This window comes from Psychrobacter sp. W2-37-MNA-CIBAN-0211, from assembly GCF_040309405.1.
GTDB lineage: Bacteria > Pseudomonadota > Gammaproteobacteria > Pseudomonadales > Moraxellaceae > Psychrobacter > Psychrobacter glaciei.
In genome coordinates this window covers 35,463-53,381 of the sequence record NZ_JBEOOU010000003.1, presented here as the reverse complement: position 1 = coordinate 53,381, position 17,919 = coordinate 35,463, and the positions used below count along the sequence as shown (strand labels likewise).

13 protein-coding genes are annotated in these 17,919 nt (G+C 43.1%); 7 read left to right on the top strand and 6 right to left on the bottom strand.

Annotated features, from left to right (window positions below):
- Positions 1–97: 97 nt before the first annotated feature.
- Entirely contained in the window at positions 98–2,014 is a 1,917-nt protein-coding gene (locus tag AAEY72_RS04805; RefSeq protein WP_352309647.1) for a tetratricopeptide repeat protein, read from the bottom strand.
- Between the two features lie 441 nt (positions 2,015–2,455).
- On the opposite strand from AAEY72_RS04805, the gene hemA reads away from it, so the two are divergent.
- The 4 genes from hemA (at position 2,456) to AAEY72_RS04785 (ending at position 6,606) form a co-directional block, all read left to right on the top strand.
- Positions 2,456–3,853, top strand: coding sequence for a glutamyl-tRNA reductase (gene hemA / locus AAEY72_RS04800; protein WP_352309646.1), 1,398 nt, complete (start codon positions 2,456–2,458; stop codon positions 3,851–3,853).
- 413 nt (positions 3,854–4,266) lie between these two features.
- Complete coding sequence (locus tag AAEY72_RS04795; RefSeq protein WP_352309645.1) at positions 4,267–5,403, top strand: aminotransferase class V-fold PLP-dependent enzyme; 1,137 nt, start codon at positions 4,267–4,269, stop codon at positions 5,401–5,403.
- Positions 5,404–5,675: 272 nt separating this feature from the next.
- Positions 5,676–6,113, top strand: a complete 438-nt coding sequence (locus tag AAEY72_RS04790) for a YeeE/YedE family protein (protein WP_352309644.1) — start codon at positions 5,676–5,678, stop codon at positions 6,111–6,113.
- Positions 6,114–6,186: 73 nt separating this feature from the next.
- Positions 6,187–6,606, top strand: coding sequence for a DUF6691 family protein (locus tag AAEY72_RS04785; RefSeq protein WP_240216239.1), 420 nt, complete (start codon positions 6,187–6,189; stop codon positions 6,604–6,606).
- A gap of 125 nt (positions 6,607–6,731) precedes the next feature.
- On the opposite strand, the gene AAEY72_RS04780 is transcribed toward AAEY72_RS04785, so the two are convergent.
- Complete coding sequence (locus AAEY72_RS04780; protein WP_352309643.1) at positions 6,732–8,396, bottom strand: AMP-binding protein; 1,665 nt, start codon at positions 8,394–8,396, stop codon at positions 6,732–6,734.
- A 290-nt stretch (positions 8,397–8,686) separates the two neighbouring features.
- Between AAEY72_RS04780 and AAEY72_RS04775 the strand changes: the two genes are divergently transcribed.
- On the top strand, positions 8,687–10,822 hold the full coding sequence (locus tag AAEY72_RS04775) for an NADPH-dependent 2,4-dienoyl-CoA reductase (RefSeq protein WP_189583222.1): 2,136 nt from the start codon (positions 8,687–8,689) through the stop codon (positions 10,820–10,822).
- A gap of 98 nt (positions 10,823–10,920) precedes the next feature.
- Here AAEY72_RS04775 and AAEY72_RS04770 read toward each other — a convergent pair whose 3' ends face one another.
- Positions 10,921–11,883, bottom strand: a complete 963-nt coding sequence (locus tag AAEY72_RS04770) for a hypothetical protein (protein WP_352309642.1) — start codon at positions 11,881–11,883, stop codon at positions 10,921–10,923.
- 239 nt (positions 11,884–12,122) lie between these two features.
- Between AAEY72_RS04770 and AAEY72_RS04765 the strand changes: the two genes are divergently transcribed.
- Positions 12,123–13,325 (top strand): serine hydrolase domain-containing protein, encoded by a 1,203-nt coding sequence (locus AAEY72_RS04765; RefSeq protein ID WP_352309640.1) that lies wholly within the window; start codon positions 12,123–12,125, stop codon positions 13,323–13,325.
- A 72-nt stretch (positions 13,326–13,397) separates the two neighbouring features.
- Here the strand turns inward: AAEY72_RS04765 and AAEY72_RS04760 are convergent, their stop codons facing one another.
- From AAEY72_RS04760 to AAEY72_RS04750, 3 genes are read right to left on the bottom strand one after another with little or no spacing between them, the layout of a single operon-like run.
- The gene (locus AAEY72_RS04760) at positions 13,398–14,300 is read right to left on the bottom strand and encodes a tetratricopeptide repeat protein (RefSeq protein ID WP_352309639.1); all 903 of its coding nucleotides are present in this window, start codon (positions 14,298–14,300) and stop codon (positions 13,398–13,400) included.
- 26 nt (positions 14,301–14,326) lie between these two features.
- Positions 14,327–14,884, bottom strand: coding sequence for a hypothetical protein (locus AAEY72_RS04755; RefSeq protein WP_352309638.1), 558 nt, complete (start codon positions 14,882–14,884; stop codon positions 14,327–14,329).
- Positions 14,885–14,887: 3 nt separating this feature from the next.
- Positions 14,888–16,144 carry a PAAR domain-containing protein gene (locus AAEY72_RS04750; RefSeq protein WP_352309636.1) on the bottom strand — a complete coding sequence of 419 codons (1,257 nt, stop codon included), beginning with the start codon at positions 16,142–16,144 and terminating at the stop codon, positions 14,888–14,890.
- A gap of 551 nt (positions 16,145–16,695) precedes the next feature.
- On the opposite strand from AAEY72_RS04750, the gene AAEY72_RS04745 reads away from it, so the two are divergent.
- Positions 16,696–17,799, top strand: a complete 1,104-nt coding sequence (locus AAEY72_RS04745; protein WP_010196024.1) for an alkene reductase — start codon at positions 16,696–16,698, stop codon at positions 17,797–17,799.
- Positions 17,800–17,919 lie beyond the last annotated feature (120 nt).

The window sequence follows — 17,919 nt, the reverse complement described above, 5'->3', positions numbered from 1 at the left end:
GCCTTGTAGCTTTGATAACTTGGGTTTTGATAGCTTGCGCAATGGTTATGGCTTATTTGTTATACAAAATATTGCTTAAAAATGACGCCAACTGTCATTAATACAGTTGTATGCGGTCATTAACATTATGCTGCCCGAATGAGAAGCGCTGCTGTAGATCGGCGAGCAAGGCGTCGACTTTGTCATTATCCCCTAGGCCTTGATAAGCACGCAGCAATAGCGTCCCTGAGCGTAGAGTGGGTAAGACATCGTAAGGGGTTTGCAGGTAGTTGATCACTTGGCGGTAGTCTTCATTGGCCAAGGCGTTGCCTGCCAAGATATTCAATGCTTGCAGATGTAGCTCGTTATCGTAACGTGGGTCATCATAGCGAATTTGGATAATCGCTGTCGCTAGCGCCAACCCTTGCTCAGAGCTGCGCTCGTTGGAGAGCAATAATTGGGCGTAACTGAGCTGATAAGAGAGATTGTTAGGATCGAGCGCTTGTAAGTGATTGAGCAAGGTGCGTTTGACCACGTAGTCGGCTTTATCATCTAACAGCTGAGCACGGGCAAACAGTAACATCTCACTATTAGGATACTTACGCGCTGCCCGCGTCAACAACCGCAGCGCTTCCTCTGGCTCATTCTGTTGCCATAAAATATCGGCTTGTAGCACATAAGTGTCAGGCGCAAAGACGTTAAATTCTTTGCGTAATTTTTCTAAGGTAGCGATGGCTGCATCTACGTCATCATTAATCAACTCAAAAGCGACGACTTTTTTGCGTGCTTCTAGCACCAAGTCTTCTTGCATAACACCATTGAGATAGTATTTCGCTTGATCAAAGCGTTGCTGGCGCTCGGCACTGATACCGAGGTAATAATAGGCTTGGTCAAGGTAAGCAGGACTTTTTGCCAGCATATTGAGTAGGCGATCGGCACTAGGATACTCTTCGATGTCCAAGCTGACCAGTGCGGCCAATAAGGTGATCTCAGCATCATCAGCAAAGCGATTGTGCGCCTCCAGTAATAGCTGCCACGCTTGCTTGCTTTGTTTCAAATCCAGTAAGTAACGAATTTCGTATAGGTACAAGCTTTTGCTATCAGGATTACGCAGACGTGATTGGCTAACATAATTAATCACCATTTCAGGCTTTTCTATTTTGCGCAATATATCTGCTTTTAAGGTGACAAAAGGTACATAGTCAGGCTGACGCTCTAGCGCGCGATTGATATGGACGATGGCAATTTCAGGTTCGTTAAATTGGTATAGCAAGCCTGCCTTTAACACCGATAGCGAGGCATTTTGTTCACTATCAAGGGGCTGTAGGGCAGCAAGTAATTCTCGCTTGTCATTATCAGTATTAGGGTAAATACCGATAAGGATTTCGCTTAAGTCTGCCCGAGGGTCATAACGCAAGATGCGATTTAAGGTTTCACCTGCCAACAGATAATCGTGCGCGCGCAAGGCCAAATGTGCCACATAAAACCATGCGGGGACATGATCAGGATTTTGATCTTGCCACGTTTTGGCAAATTGTAAGGAAGCTTCGACACTCTCATTACGCAAAGATAAGCTAAGCGCTCTCTCAAACACTGCCGTCGCATCTTCTTTAAAAGATTGCTGCTTATAAATCATCACCGCCCGGCGTCTGTCATTGCGGTCAGCCGAAAACTCTGCATCCAAAAGCGCATACAAGCTTGGCTCGGTCAGCGTTGGTTGTGCGGCAATCGTCGGTGGTAAGCTATTTACATTCGCCACACTTGTTATTGTCGTTGTTGACTCGTTCTGTGTTGGTTTATTGGAAAATGTATTAGGATTAGTCGCATCTGTATTCATCATTGCGACTGAAGGCTGGCTTAATGAGGATTGATTATTAGTGGCATTATGAATGTCTGATGGGTCGAGCGGATTGGCCTGAGCGGGTGAGGCTAGGCACAAACAAATGGCCAACGATAGTGTTAGCTTATAACGTTGGCATAGACGTTCAATAATGACGTGTAATAAAGCGCGAAGGCTAGATTGATCGTTATGCACAAGTTGTGATCGAAATGATGACTCAAAAAAAATCATAAATAGCAGTGTACACCTATTGTTTACTCATTAATAAGGCAATTTTATCCTGATGATTTTAAAATAGACATCGGCAGCCAGTACCCATGATCGATATTATAAAAGGAGATTGAGGTGATAAACAATAGCGCCCGTGTTACTCAATTATTCGTCCAAAAAATCTATCAGGTAGTTGATTTGTTACTCATGCGCCCAGATACAAGCAAATAGTCACCACAGGTGGTCGAGTGTTAAATAAAGCCAGCAATAATGATATAATAAGCGGTTTTAGGTTTTCCTTTAAGCGCTGTTTGCTAAACACTGCTTTTCCAATTTATAAAAACTGCTTTTTTATAAAAACTGCCTTTGGCAAACGGCGAGCACGCTTGGCTGGCAAGTGAGCGTTATATTTATGGTCTATCAATAATGAGATTAGTGGTCATTGGGGTCAATCACAAAACCGCACCAGTCGCTCTACGAGAGCGCTTGGCGCTTGTGGGTGAGGATGTGGCTATCGCCCTTGAGCAGTTAGAGGCCTTTACCGATGGTAGTGTGATTGTCTCTACGTGCAACCGTACTGAGATTTATGCCCTCGTTCCGCAGACTTTGTCTCAGTCTCAGCAAGCAGTAACGTCGCCCACGGTCAATGACGTTACCTCGCCATCTTTTATCAGCAATACTAGCAATGCTGCGCTCAGCACCAATATCTCATCAGCGGCCATCAGCGCCCATATCGTGAAGATTAAAACTTGGCTGGCTGATTTTAAGCAACTGTCGCTCACCGAGATTGACCCATATCTATATGTGCACCGTGATACTCACGCCTTGACTCATTGGTTGAGGGTTGCTGCTGGGCTGGACTCTATGATATTGGGTGAGCCGCAGATATTGGGTCAAATCAAGCGCTCCGTACATATGGCGCAAGAACAAAAAGTATTAAGCAATCAGCTAGGTTGGATCGTCGATCAGGTATTCGCTGCTGCCAAACGGGTACGTAATGAAACCAAGGTTGGCGCTCAAGCCGTATCGCTCAGCTTTGCTGCGGCTAAATTGGTCACGCAAATTTTTGACGACTTGCCCAATCGTACTTTGTTGGTGGTTGCCGCTGGTGAGATGAATCGTTTGGTTGCCACACATATTGCGGGGCTTGGGGTGGGGCGGGTGATTATTTGCAACCGCAACCCTGAGCGTGCTGAGGCTCTAGCGGCTGAGCTGCGTAAACCTGGACGACAAGTGGAAGTCAGAACTTTGCAAGCGTTGCCGCAAGTGCTGGCAGAGGCTGATATTGTCAGTAGCTGTAGCGGTAGTATGGATTTATTAATAGATAAGACCATGACATTGCAGGCGCTAAAACGTCGTCGTTATCAGCCAATGCTGATGATAGATTTGGCGGTGCCACGTGATATCGATTCGACCGTGAGCCGCATAGATGACGTGTATTTATATTCTGTCGACGACTTGCAACATGTGATCGCAGGTAATATTGAACAGCGTCGTCAAGCAGCAGTAGACGCTGAGCTACTCGTTAGCCAATTGGTCGTCGAAATGGATCGACGCTTTCAAGTGCGCCAAGTCGGCAAAGACATTCAGCAGTATCGTGAGCGTACTCATGACCAAGTAGATAAGCTGCTTAATGAGTCTATTGCTAAGCTTAATGCTGAGGGTGCGAGCCCTGAAGATATCATAGCCGAGCTGTCGAGACGTTTAACCCAAACCTTGACCCATGCGCCATCCAAGCTGATGCGTAAAGCGGCACGCGAAGGGGACAGTGAATTGTTAGACTTTGTCGTCTCAGGACTAAAAGATGCCAATCGTGGACATTGATGCTGATTAGCACAGCATTTACCAATAAGCCGTATTTACCAATAAACAGTCAACAGTGCAAGTCATATCATTGCCTAGGCATATCGTTGTCAACCCTCGGTATCGGTGCTAATATCAAGCTCTCATTAAATAAATGGTTTGGATTAAGATACCGTACTGGTGTTCGCTAAGCGTATAGCTATGAATATATTGGCTTAGCGTTTATAGGCTTTATCAATATTCATTTTTAGCCCATTTAGTCGCTTCCGTTCAGATTGAGGACACGCTCTAGGCTAAAGTACAATATTGTCAGCCTTACGTCGTTTTCTGGTTTCTTATCCGATATTAGTACCTAGGCTGTATCCATATTTGGATATGGCTGTACTGAGACTTAAGCGCCATCAAATTATCTAACCATAAACTAGGAGCGTTCCATGACTGCATTACGTCAAGATATTGATCCAAATGGCCTATTAGAATATTCAGTGGTTTACACTGACCGCGCTCTCAACCATATGTCTAAAGTCTTTCAACAAGTAATGAACGACTTATCTAGCGAGCTAAAGTCAGTCTATAACGCCGATGCCGTCGCTATTGTGCCGGGTTCTGGTACTTATGGGATGGAAGCTGTCGCCCGTCAATTGGCAAAGGATGAAGATTGTCTGATTATCCGAAACGGTTGGTTTAGCTACCGCTGGACGCAAATCCTAGAAAAAGGCAATATTGCTAAGTCATCGACGGTATTGACCGCTGATCGTACAGAAAATACTGATGCGCCAAAGCCGTTTGCACCAGTCGATATCGATGTCGCTGTGGCAAAAATCAAAGAACAAAAACCAGCCATCGTTTTTGCCCCGCACGTCGAAACTTCAGCTGGTATCATTCTACCAGACGACTATATTAAAGCATTGGGCGAAGCCGTCCATAGCGTAGGTGGCTTATTGGTCATCGATTGCATCGCCTCAGGTTGTGTTTGGTTGGATATGAAAGCCTTAGGCATTGACGTGCTTATCAGCGCGCCACAAAAAGGCTGGAGCAGTACTCCTTGTGCTGGCTTGGTGATGCTAAGTGATGCAGCTGTCAAAAAAGTCGATGATACAGAATCTGATAGCTTTAGCCTCGATCTTAAGCAATGGTTAAACATCATGCGCGCCTACGAAAATGGCGGTCATGCTTATCATGCGACCATGCCAACCGATGGCCTGCGTCAGTTCCGCGATACTATTAATGAGGCCAAAGAAGTGGGCTTTGCTAAACTGTCTGACGCACAATGGGAGCTTGGTAACCGTGTCCGTAAGGTCATGGAAGACAAAGGCGTCAAAAGTGTTGCCGCTGAAGGCTTTAAAGCGCCAGGTGTGGTCGTGGCTTATACTGAGCGTGATGACATGCATAAAGGTAGCGCTTTTGCTGAAGCGGGCTTGCAAATCGCCGCTGGCGTACCATTAAAAGTTGGCGAACCAGAAAACTTTAAAACCTTCCGTTTGGGTTTGTTTGGTCTAGATAAATTGACGGATATTGATGGCGCGGTAACGCGTTTTGAAACCGCGCTTGATAAAGTATTGGCGAAGTAGCAGCTGTCGCAGAAACATGATTGGCTGTGCCAAACTTGCTTTATCTATTTGAAGTAGCACTGATGCTCGCTTTCCTTGCTACTCAAAATGGAATCTGTTTAACTTAAAAATACTGAGCCTTTATAACAATAGGTTCAGTATTTTTTTACCTTTTTATTATATTTTATAATATAATGTTTTTTAATAAATCGAAAGTTGTCATATGAGTTAGTTACTTATCAATGAATTAAGCAACTAAGCAACTGAGAAAACAAGCAAGCTAGGTAAATATTATGAATATACAAATAGACTGGCAAGTATTTACGCCTATCTCCTTAGTGGGTGGTCTGATACTGGGTGTAGCGACAGTTATTCTGCTATTAGGTATTGGGCGTATCGCTGGTGTCAGTGGTATTTTCTCAAATCTGCTTAAACCCAAGCAAGTAGAGATGTGGCAGGTATTGTTCATAGTTGGCATGGTTGTCTCGCCAATACTATATGGTCTGGGAAAACCGTTACCTGATATAGAGATGAGTACTTCTTTGCCATTATTAATTGGGGCGGGATTACTGGTTGGTTTCGGCACGCGCTTGGGTTCTGGCTGCACGAGTGGTCACGGTATCTGCGGTAATGCGCGTCTGTCACCACGTTCTATGGCAGCGACAGTGACTTTTATGTTGTTTGGCGTTGTGACCGTCTATATTGGTCGGCATGGCTTGGGTTTGATTTAAACAGCGCCATAGACAGCACGTTGCGAAGGCAGTGCTTGATACTATAAATAGAAGAGAATAGCGAGACACAACCATGCTAAAAAATATAATTGGATTACTGGCTGGATTATTATTTGGCTTTGGGTTATTGATATCTGGTATGACCGAGCCTGTTAAAGTGCAGGGATTTTTGGACGTCTTTGGTGCGTGGGATATTTCACTCGCACTGGTGATGGGCGGTGGTCTTGCAGTAGCGATAGTCGGTGTGCAGCTGGCTAAGCGCCAACAGACCAGTTGGATTGGCACATTGATTGAGATGCCAAACAAAACCACCATCAATAAAAAACTGCTTATCGGCGCAATGCTGTTTGGTATCGGTTGGGGTCTGGTTGGTATTTGCCCAGGACCAGGTATCGTGCTGCTTGGGACGGGACAATGGCAAGCGTATGTTTTTATTCCAGCGATGATCGTCGGGATGTTGGTCTATCAATGGCTTGAGCCGAAGCTTAATTAACATGAGCTTGGTTGATAGCTCAATAAAAGGGTCAGACTAATTCAATTAGGCTGACCCTTTTTTATCAATGATGTTTCATTAATATTGACGATACTTCCATATTATTCAAGCTTAATGATAAAAGTTTACTTGGCGCTTGCTGTGACTTTAGGCGTTTCATGTGCCAATGATTTGGCGGCTTGGCGCAGCTCAAATTTCTGTACTTTACCCGTACTGGTCTTTGGAATTTCGGCAAACACAATATACTTGGGCACTTTAAAGCCCGCTAAATGCTGCTTGCAATGTTCCATGACGGTATCGCGCTGCAAGGTGCTACCTTCATGGATTTCGATAAAAGCGACAGGGACTTCACCCCATTTATCATGTGGCGCGGCGACGACAGCACAGCTTTGGATTTCAGGCATTTTATATAAGACGTTCTCGACTTCAATACTAGAGATGTTTTCCCCGCCTGAGATGATGATGTCTTTGAGTCGATCCGTGATTTTGATATAGCCATCAGGATATTTGACGCCCAAATCACCCGTACGGAACCAGCCATCAGCAAAGGCTTCTTCGGTCGCTTTACGGCTTTTTAGATAGCCTTTCATGACCATGTTACCGCGCAGTGCCAGCTCGCCCATTTCCTCACCATCAGCGGCAACGGGTTCAGTCGTGCCTTGTTTGAACACGTCAAATCCCGTCATCAAATGCGACGTCACCCCTTGACGTGATTTTTTCTGCGCGCGGCCAGCGACATCAAGCGTATCCCATTCTTCTTGTTCTGCGCAGACGGTGACGGGCCCATAAACTTCAGTGAGACCATAAACGTGAGAGATGTGAAAACCCATCGCTTCCATGGCTGCGAGCATGGTCTCAGATGGCGGCGCACCAGCGACCCAGCCTTTGACCGTATGAGTGATGGCTTCTTTATACTCAGGTTTGCCGCCCGCAATCATATTGTGCACCACAGGCGCTGAACAATAATGGCTGACTTGATGCTTGGCAATCAACTGCAATATCAAATCAGCATCAATGTTTCGCAAGCAGACATTGACCCCAGCGCGCTCAGCGATCGTCCACGGAAAGCACCAGCCATTGCAATGAAATAATGGCAGTGTCCACAGATACATTGGGTGCTTGGGCATGTCCCAATCTAAAATATTAGAGACCGCATTGAGGGTGGCACCGCGATGATGATAGACCACGCCTTTGGGCTTGCCCGTGGTACCAGACGTATAGTTCAGCGCAATTGCATCCCATTCATCTGCTGGCTTTTCCCAGTTATCTAAGCTGTCTGAGCTGGCAATCAATGCTTCATAACTCATTTTTCCAAAGCGCTCGACATCGATAGCGTTGTCTGTCGCATGAATGACGATTAGGTTGGGAAAAGTCTCATCGATAATCTCAGCATAATCAGCAAACTCACTGTCTAAAATCAACACTTTGGCTTCTGAGTGCTGTAAGCAAAAGGTAAGCGCATTGATATCGAGACGGGTGTTTAAGGTACAAAGTACACCGCCTGACATGGGCACGCCAAAGGCACATTCGACCATCGCTGGGGTGTTGGGCATCATGACCGCGACGGTGTCATTTTTATCAATACCCAGTTTACGTAAGCCATCTGACAACTGCCTGCAACGATCGTAGGTCTGTTGCCAAGTCTGTGTGAGGTCATTGTGCTCTAGGTCATCGTAGATGATCGCAGTTTTGTCAGGATAAACTTGTGCACTGCGAATGATAAAATCGATGGGAGTCAGCGGTTGATAATTGGCAGGGGTTTTGCCGAGACCTGTGTGAAAGTCAGTCATGGAGATAGTCCTTTATCGTACTTTGAGTTTGGCTATTTTTATAGCTCAGGGTTTTTCTATTGATAATTAGCCTTTATTATAGCCAAAGGCGTGGCAAAGTTAGGCTGATTTTGTGGTTTTTACTTAACCAAATACCATAAAATTGCGCGATTAAAGAGGGTTGTCGATATAGTGCTCACTCATCAGTCGCTCGTCTGCGTAGCTGATAATAATAGCGGTGTGTTACGATACCAGTCATGTAAAACTGTAAACTGTGTTTAGATCAACAAACCATTCATAAGGAAAATGATATGACCGCCAGCCGCACTGCCAATTCTATTGAGACCGCTAGCACCAATGAGCACTATCCACATTTATTTGAGCCGTTAGACTTGGGCTTTACCACGCTAAAAAATCGCTTAGTGATGGGGTCGATGCATACAGGTCTCGAAGACCGTTTTTATAATTACGGTAAACTGGCAGCATATTTCGCAGAGCGTGCCAAAGGCGGCGTGGCGATGATGATTACCGGTGGTATTGCGCCGAATCGTGAAGGCTGGTTGTCGCCTGTCGGTGGCACGATGAACACCAAAGCTGATGTGATTAATCATCAGCGTGTCACTCGTGCAGCACATAAGTATGACAGCAAAATCATCATGCAAATTTTGCACAGTGGACGCTATGGTTATCAACCGTTTGTGGTGTCATCAAGTCCGATAAAATCACCAATCTCGCCATTTAAACCGCGTAAGATGAGCATTAAAAATATCGAGCAAACGGTAAAAGATTATGCCCGTTGCGCAAAGCTTGCTAAGCAGGCGGGTTATGATGGTGTCGAAATCATGGGCTCAGAAGGGTATTTGCTGAATCAGTTTTTATCGCGCCATGTCAATAAACGGACGGACGAGTATGGCGGTGACATTCAAAATCGTATGAAGTTTGCGGTTGACGTGGTTAAAGCGGTGCGAGAAGCTGCCGGTGAAGACTTTATTATTCTATTTCGCTTATCAGTGATTGACTTGGTCAAAGACGGTAACGTCATGGACGAAGTCATCACTGTTGCCAAAGCGTTAGAAGAGGCGGGCGTGACCATCATGAATACGGGCATCGGCTGGCATGAAGCTCGCATTCCGACGATTGTCACTAGTGTACCGCGTGCGGCGTTTGTTGATTTTACCGCTGAAATTAAAAAACACATCAACATCCCAATGATGGCGGCTAACCGTATCAATATGCCAGAAACCGCTGAAGAGATTGTTGCCAGTGGTCAGGCGGATATGATTCAAATGGCGCGTCCATTCTTAGCCGATGCCCATTGGGTTAATAAAGCCAAAAACGGTCAAGCCGATCGCATCAATACCTGTATCGCCTGTAACCAAGCTTGCCTCGATCATACTTTTGCCAATAAACGCTCAACTTGTCTGGTCAATCCTCAAGCCTGCTACGAGACTGAATTGGTTTATAAGAAAACCAAAAAACCTAAAAAGGTCGCAGTCATTGGTGGCGGTGTCGCTGGTATGTCAGCCGCTCATGTCGCCGCGCTACGTGGTCATAAGGTCACGCTATTTGAAGCAAAAGATATCTTGGGCGGGCAGTTCAATTATGCCAAAGTCATCCCGGGTAAAGAAGAGTTCTTTGAGACCATTCGCTACTATATCAATGAGCTTGAGCACTTAGGCGTCGAGATTAAACTCAATACCAAAGTCGATAAAGCCATGCTAGAGAAAGCCAAATTCCATCATGTCATCGTTGCTACTGGTGTGGTGCCTAGAAGTCTCGCAGGTAAGCTCGAAGGAGCTGACTTGCCACAAGTGATGAGCTATGCTGAATTGCTCTCTGGTGAAAAATCAGTTGGTGATACCGTCGCCGTCATCGGTGCTGGCGGTATTGGTTTTGACGTCAGTGAGTATCTGACCGCCAAGCATGGTCAGCCGCTTGATGAGCTAGGTCCTGAGCTGTTAAAAGACCCAAGCTATCGTCCAAAAGCGCAGTCAGTTAGCGAGTGGCGTGAAGAGTGGGGCGTAACTTCTGATACCGATTACCAAACTGAGGGCGGTCTGATTAAGCCTGAAGCCATCAAGCCTATTCGCCAAGTCTATCTGATGCAGCGTACCAAAGGTCGCTTGGGTAGTGGTCTGAATAAAACGTCGGGCTGGGTACATCGTGCTCATATCAAATCGCACGGTGTCATCCAAGTATCGGGTGCGCAGTACGATAAGATTACCAATGAAGGTGTTTGGATTACCAATAACCAAGGTCAAACTCAGTTGCTCCGTGTCGATAGCGTCGTGGTCTGTGCCGGTCAAGAGTCTGTGGTTGAGCTGATGCCAAATGTCGGTGATGCACCGGACGCGCAATATCACCTAATCGGTGGTGCCAAGCTTGCCGCTGAGCTGGATGCTAAACGCGCGATTCGTGATGGTGCTGAGGTTGCGGCAGCGATTTAAGACTGATTTAGATTTTTGGGTTTAAACGTAGAAGCGGTGAGATTAATTATCTCGCCGTTTTTTTGCTTTTCTCTTAAGGTAGTCGTCGCAATTATATTTTAGTCAAATATTTCTATTTCATAACCAAATAATAATAAGTATTTATTGTCAATTTCTGTAAAATTACTAGTTTGAGTATTATTATGTTGTAATAGTAGATCCAATAAACTACTTCTACATATTTTATAATTCTGTTTATAGGGTCTTTCGTTGCCTCTAAAGTTAGTCTCAAATTTTATACTCTCAATGAAATCCATAATAAATGCTTTGAATATTGCACTGCTTGAAAACACGTCTAAACCCATTGAATTAACTTGATATTTAAATTTTATTAAGTAATTATCATATGCGTCAGTCATTGAACTACTCATGACATCAAAACTAGTAGATTGCATGTAATAATCACTATCAACTTCCATCAGGCCTTTGACACCTACAAGCCTACCGCCGCCTCCAGTGTTATTTACTTCTATTGAAATGATTATTTCTGTTAATTTATACGACTCTCTTCTAAAAGGTAGTAAGTCTATCGACTCTTCCAACAAGTCAATTTCATTTGAAATAAGATTTTCTTTGTGCAAGAACTCGACTTTGAAAGTATGTATTTTCAAAAGAGTGAAAACTGGTATTTTAGCCTTAGCTTCTAATAAATAAAGATTAAATTGCTCTTCACTAATTTTGAGTTGAGATTTTAGCGCCTCTGATTGCTCTTTAAGAGCTTGTTCAGAACCTTTTTGAGCCTTGATAGATTCTTTGAGTTCAAATCGTTGTAACCTAAGTTCTTGACTTTGAATCAAGTAGGCTTCTATAAATCCATAGAATGCCAAAACAGAGAATACACCTGAAAGATATGCTCCAAACTCACCAATAGATACTGTTTGCAGATTAATCTTAAAGAAATAGTTAGCGATAATAGGAAATATTATGAAAGACAGGAGAAGCCATACTAGCGTGATAAGTTTAGCTCTAGTTGGAATTTTTATTTCTAATTCATCATCTATTATATCTTGATCATTCAACATTCTGCTTCGCCCTTAACCATTTTCAGGAAAACTTTTGTTATTTTATCTTCAAATGCATTTAATTCATATTTTATAAAATTTTGTTTATTATTACATGAAAGAATATGAGAACGTTAATCTTATTAGCTCTAAGCTCATCACCCAAAAAAACCCCCTCCCAAACCTCCCTATCCATGCTAAATTAAACCCTATCAACGATAGTCATATCTATCAATCACGCCATAAAAAAGGATTTTATAATGGTAGTGTTAAAGACACTGTTTAAATGGATCATTGTGCCCATCCTAGGTTTATTAATTATTATCAGCTTGGGCTTAGTAGTGACCGGTAATGCTTATATCTTTCGCGGTTTACAGCTTACTTACCTTAAAGGTGAAGCCACTGCCAATATTGATGATTATATCGATTTTGATAATCGGACTATCCGCGCAAAAGATGCTATCGAATGGGAAAAAGATTCCAATTTTGAGCAAGTCAAACTCACCACAACGTTGAAGAATGCTTTAGATACAGACCAAACGGTGGCCTTTGCTATTATCAAAGACGGCAAGCTACTGTACGAAAACTACTGGCAAGGTTATGGCAGCGATTCGCACACCAACAGCTTTTCGATGGCAAAAACCGTCACGACTATGCTCTATCTCAAAGCGGTGGAGGACGGATATATCGGTAGCGTTGATGAACCGATTACCAAGTGGTTGCCTGAATATGCGGACAATCAATACGCGCAAAATTGTACCCTCGCGGATTTATCAGCGATGACCTCAGGCTATGATTGGACGGAGGATTACTACTTTCCAATTAACCCCACCGCAGAATCCTACTATGGTCATGACTTAGTTAAGCAAATGGTCAATCGAGATTTCGTAGAGGCGTGTGGCGGTCAGTTCGAATACTCATCAGGTGATACGCAAATGCTCGGTATTGCTCTATCACGTGCGTTAGAACCTCATGGGTACACACTTTCTAGCTATTTGGAAGAGAAGTTTTGGCAACCTTTAGGGATGCAAGGCGACGCCTATTGGTCGCTTGACGGCTCAGAGAGCATTGAAAAAGTATATTGCTGTCTAAACGCCAGTGCGCTAGATTTTGCTAAATTTGGGCAGTTATTATTAAACGGTGGCGAGTGGCAAGGTGAGCAACTGCTTAGCAAAGCGCATGTTGATTTTATGATTACGCCAAACGCGAGTGCATTTGCAGAAGGGCAGGCGCAAGTTTATGGACATTCAGTGTGGACGGATATGGAGAGTCCGATTCCGTTTTATGCAATGCTTGGTCATTTAGGTCAGAGAGTATTAGTGTTGCCTGAAGAGAACACAATTATTGTGAGGTTAGGCAAGCAGAAAGGTTTACCCACACCAGTAGAAGGATTTAATTTAGAGCCAGATTTGGGTCAATATGTGACGGAGGTGAAAATGATTTTGGATGGTTTGGTGGAGTGATGGGATTGTTATACATTTCATAAACTAGTGGCTGTATGAGTTAAAAGCTACTGGCTCATACAGCTATCATTATCATTGGCTCATATCTTCAATATCACCTAATGTTAGACCAGTTTCTTGGGTGCTGTAGATAGTGATGCCAGTATCGTCAATTTTATTATTCATAACCAATCTACCGATGCGATTGCTTGCTTCTTGATTGCCTTGATCAGCTACCTTTTGATACCACTCAAAAGCTATATCATAATCTTGCGGCACGCCATAGCCATTCTCGTAGAGACCACCAATATTAAGTTGTGCCACATCTAACCCTTGGTCAGCCGCTTTGGTATACCACTCAAAAGCTTTGTCATAGTCTTGCGTCACACCGTAACCGTTTTCGTAAAAATTACCAATATTATTTTGAGCGTCAAAAGATCCATTGTTAGCTGCTAATAGATACCACTGCATTGCTTTTTGATAATCTTGCTCAATACCAATACTCTCATGATACATAATCCCGAGATTGAATTGAGCATCAGTGTATCCTTGGTTAGCAGCTTGTTGAAACCATTCAAGTTTTTTTATCTCATCTTGTTCGACAGCAATACCTTCATGATATATAACTCCAAGATCGAATTGAGCATTAGCATATCCTTGGTTGGCAGCTTGTTCGATCCATTCAAAAGCTTTTTGATAATTTTGATCTACGCCCAGCCCTTCATAATACATAATACCTAGATAATGTTTAGCAGGAACATAACCTTGATTAGCAGCTTTTTGAAACAGTTCAAAAGCTTTGTCATCATCTTCAGGGACTGAGTAACCTTCGTAGTAGGCTAGTCCGAGTTTATATATTTCAGCAGGGGGGCTTTGATTAGATAATATAGGTGTGTTTGAAGACTCCGCTGAACAAGCAGAAGTTATTAAGCTACTGGATAGCACTGTCGCTAGCAATATAGATTGAGTTAAGGTATAGAATTTTTTTTGATACATTATAATTCCTTCGGAAAAATTATTTATTATCTGGCATTAGTATGACTATACTGTGGCTCATTTAAGTCATAACAAGGTAAGCTGTAATCGTACTTAAGCTCCACCAAAGTACGTGCTTTAAATAAATCAATAAGATAATCATTTTGCATGTCGGTCATATACATAAAAATGGTAGCTTTATCCTTACATAGAATACGGACACGTTTGGCTGTTTTATCAGATCTACTTGAGGTATTAGCTATATAATCGTTTTTGTCAATTTTATCAGTCATATCTACCCAGCCTTCTTTGAGAAGAAAGCTATGTAAATGTAACAGTCTATTCTTGTCAAACTCGGGGCTTGCATATCTGGATGTGTACCACACATCCCTATTAGAATGACTATGATCGCTTACTTTGAAGTTCATAAACTTAGCAATATTATCAAGTTCGGATATAAGCCAGCTTTCTTTCTCAACCAATTCTTGTTGGTATATTTCAAGCTCTTTATTTGGTTCTAAGTCTACAGTCCATATAAATAAAATAATAACGAAAGCAATAAGTGAAATATCAGATAACTTATATTCTTTACCTCTTATTTTCACTGATTATTTTCCTACATACTTAATTATATTTCTTGCAGAGTTATATTTCATATCTGCTGCTGCTTCCATATTTGTAGAGCCTTTACCAGCGCCAAAAGAGGAACTCTTTTTATTACCTCCTAGAGAGAGTTGTTTACCTAAACTGAAAACCCCTCCAGTTACTTTTCCGTCATGAGTAGTTTCAAAAGCAGTACTTGCGGGGCCAAATTCAACCGAATATGAATGTCCTTGCCCTGATAATATAATGTCAGTAGCATTAGTACGACTTTCTCCGTTCCGGTTTATGATACGTCCAACTCCTATTTGCGCACTAATAGAAAGTGCCTTATTAGTGCTAACGTTAGCATTTGCAGCTACAGGCACATATACTTTTCCATTATGCACATTCACAACCATTGAGGTTTCTATAGCGAAGTGTTTAACACCGCCTCCGCCAACTATATATACAAAGTCTACGTTCGATCTTTGGCCAAATCGTAGCATGGCAGTTGCTGCTGAGGCCTTAGTTCTTTGGGGAAAGTCCTTTAATCCAGCTTCTATGACGCCAAGGTTTATAATCATGGCATTTTTAGTATGCTTGGCAACATTGACCGTGTTTTCACCAAACTCTTTCCCTTTCTTTTTAGTGCCACCCCAATATGAAGTTACAGTATCAACAGCTTCCTTATACGAATCTGACGCAAGAGCAGAGAGCTGATTTCCAATACCTTTTTCTTTATACCAAGTTGAATCAGAAGCCAATAGATCACTAGGGTTATCTGCTAGAGAATAACTACCTACATAATCTCCATCGCTATTGTATTCATCGACTGCAATATTGCTAGAGCTACGTTCTGAACCAGAATTACTTATTGGATCTTCTTCATGGTTGAACTCAATTACTTCAATAGCAAAGTGAATCTCTTCAAGTTTTTCCTCATCATTCTCTACAAACGAATTACTCATATCCAACTTAGGAAACACCAAAGGCGCTGCCTGCGCAACACTGCCTACATCAAAGTCAGACTCCGCAAATGACTGCTGACTAGCAATTAGCTTCGCGCCGCAGCTAGTGACATCGCCGCCGCGCGCAATGGGTGCACCATCCACAATAAACGACGGGTCACCCGTAAGAATAGTAGTGACCTTTTTGCATTTTTTACAAACAACTTTATCGCCTTTACGCGAGATAGGGATGCCGTTATGAGTGGTGTGCGGTGAACCAGAGATGACCGTCCCACCGTGTGAGGTTTTTGCGCCGACTGTGATATAGGCTGCCATAGTGCTACCTTGCTTAAATGCCCAACGTTTAGACGCTTATCGCGAATCTGTTATTTGCCTGACATTATAGAGGCCTAAAGCGTTAAAAATCAAACTTAAGTTCGTCAAAGCATGTCGTCTATATGCAAATTTAGGCACTACTTAGCGTAAAAGCGATTGACTGTACTAAAGATTCAATCATTTCACTTGTTTTCAATACCTAGCAAAAATCTAACCTTCCAACTCACCAATCAAGTATTCCCTGATATTTTCAATAAGGTGGGCTCGGGAGTCTGTTGAGTAAGACGTTGATAGTTAAGATTAGCTTTATCAAACAACAGGATTGATAAATTATCATTGAATATAAAGTCTTGTTCCCCATAATGTAGTCGAACTGCTCATAAGATACTTTGTGTATCGATTGCATGATTCAATCGCAAGCATGGATACATTTTATGAACTCAATAACTCATAAACTTTTCATAGCGCTGAGCGGATTGATTTATAGTAACGGGCATCTACAACAACGATCATCATTTGTAATAACAAACCAATTAGATATAAGGCATATCATGGCACACGATAATTTATTTGAACCACTCGATATGGGCACTCAAACCCTAAAAAACCGCATTATCATGGCACCATTGACGCGTCTGCGCTCTGTCGAGCCAGGTGATGTTCCGACAGCATTGGCAAGCGAATACTATTCACAGCGTAGTGGCGCTGGGCTTGTCATCACTGAGGCGACTCAGGTTTCTTTTCAAGCAAAAGGCTATGCTGGCGCGCCGGGTATTCATACCCAAGATCAAATTACAGCATGGAAAACCATCGTTGATAATGTTCATGCCAAAGACGGAAAAATCGTCGCACAGATATGGCATACCGGTCTGGTTTCTCATGAAAGCGTGCAGCCTGATGGCAAAGCGCCAATTTCTGCGTCAGATGTTCATGTTGGTATCCGTACCTCATTGCGCGATAGCAACAATCAAGCCATCCGTGTTGAAGCAACGACACCACGCCCAGCCACACTTGATGAAATTAAACAAGTCATTGCTGATTTTGCACAAGCAACCAAAAACGCTCAAGAAGCAGGTTTTGATGGTGTAGAGATTCATGGAGCTCATGGTTATCTATTGCATCAGTTTTGGGTTGAGCAAACCAACCAGCGCGATGATGAGTATGGTGGTAGTCGCGAAAACCGTGCTCGCTTGACGCTTGACGTTATCGATGCTTGTGTCGACGCTTGGGATGCCGACCATGTGGGCATTCGTATTTCGCCACTTGGTACTTTTAATAATGTCGAAGCTGGCTATAATGAAGATGAAAACATCTGGATGATTGAGCAGATTAATGACCGTGGTTTGATGTATTTACATTTGTCAGAGCCTGATTGGGCAGGTGGCACGCCTTATAATGATGAATTCCGTAAGCACATTCGCCAAGCTTTTAGTCAGACGATTATCGCGGCTGGTGGTTATACTGCTGAAAAAGCAGAGAGAAACATCAAAGCAGGTTATATCGATGCGGTCGCCTTTGGTCGTGACTATATCGCCAATCCTGATCTGGCCGAACGTATCCGCGAAGGCGCTGCGCTAAACGAGCAGCATCCAGAAAGCTTCTACGGCGGCGGCACTGAAGGCTACACCGATTATCCATTTCTAAACCAAGCATAATGGACTGTCAGCTAGCGTAAATGCTAAGCCAATAAATATCTGTAAAAGGTATATCCATTAAAAAGCCACCTTACTATCAATAGTGAGGTGGCTTTTTTATTGTCAATAATTTGAACATTT

Bases quoted from the DNA above. Each gene is read 5' to 3' on its own strand.
- hemA (WP_352309646.1), top strand. From the start codon at position 2,456: ATGAGATTAGTGGTCATTGGGGTCAATCACAAAACCGCACCAGTCGCT.
- AAEY72_RS04785 (WP_240216239.1), top strand. From the start codon at position 6,187: ATGCTAAAAAATATAATTGGATTACTGGCTGGATTATTATTTGGCTTT.
- AAEY72_RS04750 (WP_352309636.1), bottom strand. From the start codon at position 16,144: ATGGCAGCCTATATCACAGTCGGCGCAAAAACCTCACACGGTGGGACG.
- AAEY72_RS04765 (WP_352309640.1), top strand. From the start codon at position 12,123: ATGGTAGTGTTAAAGACACTGTTTAAATGGATCATTGTGCCCATCCTA.
- AAEY72_RS04780 (WP_352309643.1), bottom strand. From the start codon at position 8,396: ATGACTGACTTTCACACAGGTCTCGGCAAAACCCCTGCCAATTATCAA.
- AAEY72_RS04770 (WP_352309642.1), bottom strand. From the start codon at position 11,883: ATGTTGAATGATCAAGATATAATAGATGATGAATTAGAAATAAAAATT.
- AAEY72_RS04775 (WP_189583222.1), top strand. From the start codon at position 8,687: ATGACCGCCAGCCGCACTGCCAATTCTATTGAGACCGCTAGCACCAAT.
- AAEY72_RS04745 (WP_010196024.1), top strand. From the start codon at position 16,696: ATGGCACACGATAATTTATTTGAACCACTCGATATGGGCACTCAAACC.
- AAEY72_RS04790 (WP_352309644.1), top strand. From the start codon at position 5,676: ATGAATATACAAATAGACTGGCAAGTATTTACGCCTATCTCCTTAGTG.
- AAEY72_RS04795 (WP_352309645.1), top strand. From the start codon at position 4,267: ATGACTGCATTACGTCAAGATATTGATCCAAATGGCCTATTAGAATAT.
- AAEY72_RS04760 (WP_352309639.1), bottom strand. From the start codon at position 14,300: ATGTATCAAAAAAAATTCTATACCTTAACTCAATCTATATTGCTAGCG.